This is a genomic window from Acinetobacter sp. USHLN143, from assembly GCF_037145695.1.
GTDB classification, from domain to species: Bacteria; Pseudomonadota; Gammaproteobacteria; order Pseudomonadales; family Moraxellaceae; genus Acinetobacter; species Acinetobacter fasciculus.
The window spans coordinates 1-437 of the sequence record NZ_JBBCWZ010000221.1; the positions used below are offsets into that span (position 1 = coordinate 1).

Consider the following 437-nt stretch of genomic DNA (forward strand, 5'->3'; position numbering starts at 1 on the left):
TGAACTTTGGCCCATTCACATAAGGAAAGCGACAGGTCAATATGACTGGCATCCAAGGAATACAAGGGATTCTTAAAGCGAAATTTATGAGCTACTTTTGAGTGTTCATAGTATTTAAGCAACTTGTAAAATAGCTGTTGATACAAGGCAGCAGGCTGCTGCTCATTGATTCGTGCCAGCGTGCTTCGGGGAATAGACTTTGCTCCGAGATGACTTAGCTTTTCCTGTTGGCACTCCAAATTGGATTGAATATCTCTCAGACTTTGCCTACAAGAGAATTGAGACATCAATATGGCAATAAACTGATCCCACCGGGAAGCCGCTCTAAATTTCTGTCCAACATGGTGTACTTTAGCAAGTTGTTCAAAATCCTGTCGCACAACAGGTTTAATTAGCTCATGAAATACGGTATTCTGATGTGACAAAACCTGAATCCT

At 41.4% G+C, this 437-nt stretch carries 1 protein-coding gene; it reads right to left on the bottom strand.

The genetic code is table 11. The features are described from left to right. On the bottom strand, nt 1-425 hold a 425-nt coding region (locus tag WFH18_RS17790), incomplete at its 3' end, for a DUF4372 domain-containing protein (protein ID WP_336755407.1). Nucleotides 426-437 lie beyond the last annotated feature (12 nt).